Source organism: Pseudorhodobacter sp., assembly GCF_030452865.1.
Taxonomy (GTDB): Bacteria; Pseudomonadota; Alphaproteobacteria; order Rhodobacterales; family Rhodobacteraceae; genus Pseudorhodobacter.
The window spans coordinates 1-3,675 of sequence record NZ_JAKDLJ010000360.1; the positions used below are offsets into that span (position 1 = coordinate 1).

Annotated in this window: 4 protein-coding genes; 2 read left to right on the top strand and 2 right to left on the bottom strand. The window is 59.9% G+C overall.

What is annotated here, in order from left to right:
* Positions 1–106 precede the first annotated feature (106 nt).
* Complete coding sequence (locus L0H65_RS16280; protein ID WP_301460219.1) at positions 107–412, bottom strand: AzlD family protein; 306 nt, start codon at positions 410–412, stop codon at positions 107–109.
* Positions 405–1,097: an AzlC family ABC transporter permease gene (locus tag L0H65_RS16285; protein WP_301460221.1), complete on the bottom strand. Its 693-nt coding sequence runs from the start codon at positions 1,095–1,097 to the stop codon at positions 405–407. The genes L0H65_RS16280 and L0H65_RS16285 overlap by 8 nt, the downstream gene beginning before the upstream one ends.
* 124 nt (positions 1,098–1,221) lie before the next feature.
* On the opposite strand from L0H65_RS16285, the gene L0H65_RS16290 reads away from it, so the two are divergent.
* Together L0H65_RS16290 and metG are read left to right on the top strand one after the other, a co-directional pair.
* A complete protein-coding gene (locus L0H65_RS16290) occupies positions 1,222–2,310 on the top strand; it encodes a class II histone deacetylase (protein WP_301460223.1) in 1,089 nt (362 codons plus the stop codon).
* A gap of 91 nt (positions 2,311–2,401) precedes the next feature.
* Positions 2,402–3,675: methionine--tRNA ligase (metG, locus tag L0H65_RS16295; protein ID WP_301460225.1), on the top strand; the 1,274-nt coding region annotated here is incomplete at its 3' end.

Below are 3,675 nucleotides of genomic sequence, written 5' to 3' on the forward strand. Positions count from 1 at the left end.
CGGCCCAGCCCGGATGATCGCACAGCTTACACCTATGAGCCGCGAACGTCGTTCTGGGTCGGTCGGCTGTTGGGGAAAGGGCGGGAGGCAGGGGACGCCGCCCGCGTCAAATCCAGTGACGCAGCGCAAAAATAACCGCGATCCCTGCAAGCATGGTCAACGGAAGTGAACGGCTGATGATCGCCACGCCAAGCGCCACGGCCCCCGCGATCCATTCATTCGGCCCGCCGTGGATCAATTGCAACGTCACCAATGCAGTGATCAGCGTGCCGGGAAGTGCCTTCAACCCGCGGGCCCAGGCACCGAGTTGCGGCAATGCCGCACCAAGGTAATAACCCGAAAGCCGGATGGTCAGGTTGGCAACGGTGAGGCCAAGGATGACCAGCGTGATGGGGGTAAAGGCGTCAAGCATCTTTGCCCCATACCCCGGCCAGAACCGCGCCGAGGATGCCGCCTGCAACCAGCGCCCATGACGGCTCCAACGGCGTCAGCAGCGCCAATGATGCCACAGTGATCGCAGAAGCGATCCAAGGTAGGGCATCGCGCCTGCCAGACCAAAGCCCGCGCAGGATCGCGATGAAGGCGGCGGTGAAAGCGAAATCAATGCCCATTGCATGGGGTTCAGGCAACACAGCGGCGAAGGCCGCACCTGCCGAGGTCGCGGAGACCCATGCAACCATCATGCACGCGCCTGCGCCGACCAGATACCAATAACCCACAGCGCGCCCGGTGGCGCGGGTTGCATGCAGCAGCGCCCAGCTTTCATCGCCAGTCATATGCACACCCAAAAGCACCTGCCAAAAGGGGCGACCTGCCAGCACATCGCGCAAGGAGGCCGTCATCAGCAATATGCGCAGGTTGAGCGCGCCGCCCGCAACCAGCGCGGTGAACGCCCCGGCACCAGCAACCAATCGCTCCACCGCGACGAATTGGGCAGAGCCGGAAAACACGATCGATCCCATGACCCCGGTTTGCAGTACGCTCATTCCGGCTTGCGCTGCGAGCAATCCGAAGGCGAGGCCGTAAAGTGCAGCACCAAGTGCGAGCGGCAGCACGTCGCGAAATCCGGCGCGCAGGTCTTGCAGAGGCGTTTGCATCTTTCAGGGGCTTTCGATGGCTTTGGCAGCTCGTTTATCCGCGCAACAATCGGGCGTCAAACACTTGACCGGTTTACAGCGCTGCGGGGTCGGCGTTTACTCCGGCAACAGGAATGGAGGCATCATGCAGAAAACGGCATTCTTTTGGGATGAGAAATGCTTTTGGCATTTCGGCGGCAACTACGCCTTGTTGTCACCGGTAGGCGGCTTGGTGCAGCCTTTGGTTTCGGGCGGATTGCCAGAAGCGCCCGAAACCAAGCGGCGGTTGAAGAACCTGATGGATGTGACCGGGTTGTCGGCGGAACTCGCTTGCCAATCCTCGCCTGCGGCCAGTGAGGAGGATTTGCGCCGCGTCCACCCCGAAAGCTACCTGTCGCAGTTTCGTGCCCTGTCCGATGGGCGCGGCGGCGAATTGGGTCTGCGCACGCCCTTTGGCCCCGGCGCCTACCAGATTGCGGCGCTTTCGGCGGGCCTTGTGATTGCGGCGGTCGAAGGCGTCGCACGCGGAACCTATCGCAATGCTTATGCCCTGTCGCGCCCGCCGGGGCATCATTGTTTGCCCGATTGGCCGAACGGGTTTTGCCTGCTCGCCAATATCGCGATTGCGGTGCAGGCGGCGCGGGCAAAAGGGCTTTGCCACCGTGTCGCCGTGGTGGATTGGGACGTGCATCACGGCAATGGAACCGAGGCAATTTTCTGGGATGATCCAGATGTGCTGACCATTTCGATCCATCAGGAGCATTGCTATCCCTCCGATACCGGCGATGCCGATGTCACCGGTCCAAGCAACAGCAATATGAACATCCCGCTGCCCCCCGGCGCGGGTCATGCCACCTACCTGGAGGTGATGGAGCGGCTTGTGCTGCCGAAACTGCGCAGCTTCGCGCCTGATCTGGTGATCGTCGCTTGCGGGTTTGATGCGGCCTTTGTTGACCCGCTGTCGCGGATGCTGTGTTCGGTTGAGACTTACCGCGCCATGACGGCGATGCTGATGGAATTTGCGGGTGGTCGGTTGGTTGCAGCGCACGAAGGCGGTTATTCTGAACTCTACGTTCCGTTCTGCGGTCATGCGATGATTGCCGAGATGGCCGGATCCGCAATTGATGCGCCGGACCCGCTGGCAACGCGGGTTGCGGGCCAGCAGCCCAACGCCGGGATGCAGGCTTATCTGTCGTCGGTGATTGACGGCATGGTCGCGCATTTCGGGCTTTGACCTTCAAATTGCGGAAATCTTGTGCGATGGCATTTCCATAGCGCCAAGAAACGCAGTAAAGGGGCATTAGTTTCACGACAAGAGGTGCCCCATGGCCAGACATCTGATCACATCTGCGATCCCTTACATCAACGGGATCAAGCATTTGGGCAATCTTGTCGGCAGCCAACTGCCCGCCGATCTTTACGCCCGCTACCTTCGCGCCCGTGGCCATGAAGTGCTGTTTTTGTGCGCGACCGATGAACATGGCACCCCGGCAGAATTGGCCGCGGCCAAGGCCGGCAAGCCGGTGGCGGAGTATTGCACTGAAATGCACGCGGTTCAGGCTGAAATTGCGCGTGGTTTCCGGCTGTCGTTTGATCATTTCGGGCGTTCTTCCAGCGCAGAGAACCACAAGCTGACCCAAGGCTTTGCCGCGCGGTTGGCCGAACAGGGTTTGATCCGTGAAGTTACTGAAAAGCAGATGTATTCCGTCGCCGATGGTCGCTTTTTGCCCGACCGCTATATCGAAGGCACTTGCCCGAATTGCGGGTTCACCTCGGCGCGCGGCGACCAGTGCGACAATTGCACCAAGCAACTGGACCCGGTGGATTTGATAAATCCACATTCCACCGTTTCGGGTTCAACCGAATTGGAATTGCGCGAGACCAAGCATCTCTATCTGCGCCAATCAGAAATGAAAACAGCGCTGTCGGATTGGATCGAAAGCAAGACGGATTGGCCTATCCTGACCACTTCCATCGCCAAGAAATGGCTCAATGATGGCGATGGTTTGCAAGATCGCGGCATCACCCGCGATCTGCATTGGGGTGTCCCGGTCCAATTTGACGGCGCTCCGTGGCAAGGGATGGAGGGCAAGGTTTTCTACGTCTGGTTCGACGCGCCGATAGAATATATCGCCTGCGCGCAGGAATGGGTTGCAGCGGGCAAGGGCACGGATTGGGAACGCTGGTGGCGCACCGACAAAGGTGCGGATGACGTGACCTACACCCAGTTCATGGGCAAGGATAACGTGCCGTTCCATACGCTGAGCTTTCCCGCAACGATCCTAGGGTCGGCAGAACCGTGGAAGCTGGTGGATTACATCAAATCCTTCAACTACCTGAATTACGATGGCGGGCAATTCTCCACCTCGCGCGGGCGGGGCGTGTTCATGGATCAGGCGCTGTCGCTGCTGCCTGCCGATTACTGGCGTTGGTGGCTGCTGTCCCATGCGCCGGAGTCGGCAGATGCGGAGTTCACTTGGGAAAATTTCCAGCAATCGGCCAACAAGGATCTGGCGGATGTGCTGGGGAACCTCGTGTCGCGCGTCACCAAATTCTGCCGTTCGAAATTCGGTGAAGCGGTGCCGCACGGCGGCATCTG

Coding starts and splice junctions, on each gene's coding strand:
- L0H65_RS16280 (WP_301460219.1), bottom strand. CDS start 412: ATGCTTGACGCCTTTACCCCCATCACGCTGGTCATCCTTGGCCTCACC.
- L0H65_RS16285 (WP_301460221.1), bottom strand. CDS start 1,097: ATGCAAACGCCTCTGCAAGACCTGCGCGCCGGATTTCGCGACGTGCTG.
- L0H65_RS16290 (WP_301460223.1), top strand. CDS start 1,222: ATGCAGAAAACGGCATTCTTTTGGGATGAGAAATGCTTTTGGCATTTC.